Source organism: Aeromonas sp. QDB11, from assembly GCF_027705265.1.
GTDB classification, from domain to species: domain Bacteria; phylum Pseudomonadota; class Gammaproteobacteria; order Enterobacterales; family Aeromonadaceae; genus Aeromonas; species Aeromonas allosaccharophila.
In genome coordinates, this window is sequence record NZ_JAPDBM010000244.1 from 1 (window position 1) to 558 (window position 558).

Below are 558 nucleotides of genomic sequence, written 5' to 3' on the forward strand. Positions count from 1 at the left end.
ACCGTATCGGGCAGGGCTGCTTCACTGGTGGTGACGCACCCACGGCAGGTGCCCCGATACAGCTGATGCTCTGTCACCACATAGCTGACCTCGGGCAGGTCAAACACCTGATGAACCCGGTAGGGCTTGTCATGGGACACCACCTGCTCACCACAGCAGGCGCACTGCCGGGCAGGATAGTGTGGTATTGCCGTCAGTCGGTCGTCCTCAGGATGACGTTCACGCCGCTGCCCCTTGTGGCCAGGCTGGGCACCACGAGCCTTGCCGGAAGCGGGGCGCTTGCGCGCAGGCGGGGTCCCCGAGCCATCAGTGGAGGGGGGCTTGGAGGAGTTATTGCTGTTTTGGTTGAGGCGGTCTTCAAGCTCGGCGATGCGCGCCATCAGCTTGTAAATCAGCTCGTTGGCTTGCTCGAGGGTCAGCGGCAGGCCGGGTGGTGGCGTAATGGGTTTGCTCATGACGTGATGGTGCCAAGCTGGCGGGATCAGGCAAGGGGCAACAGTGGATCAAGGGATGATCGTCTCACTTTTTCCTGTCAATGCCATCTGGGTGAACAGTTAC

At 61.3% G+C, this 558-nt stretch carries 1 protein-coding gene; it reads right to left on the reverse strand.

Annotation, left to right across the window (positions count from 1 at the left end):
* Positions 1–455, reverse strand: a 455-nt coding sequence (locus OKC40_RS22890; RefSeq protein WP_270797071.1) for a DUF6444 domain-containing protein, incomplete at its 3' end; no start/stop codon positions are given.
* Positions 456–558: the final 103 nt, after the last annotated feature.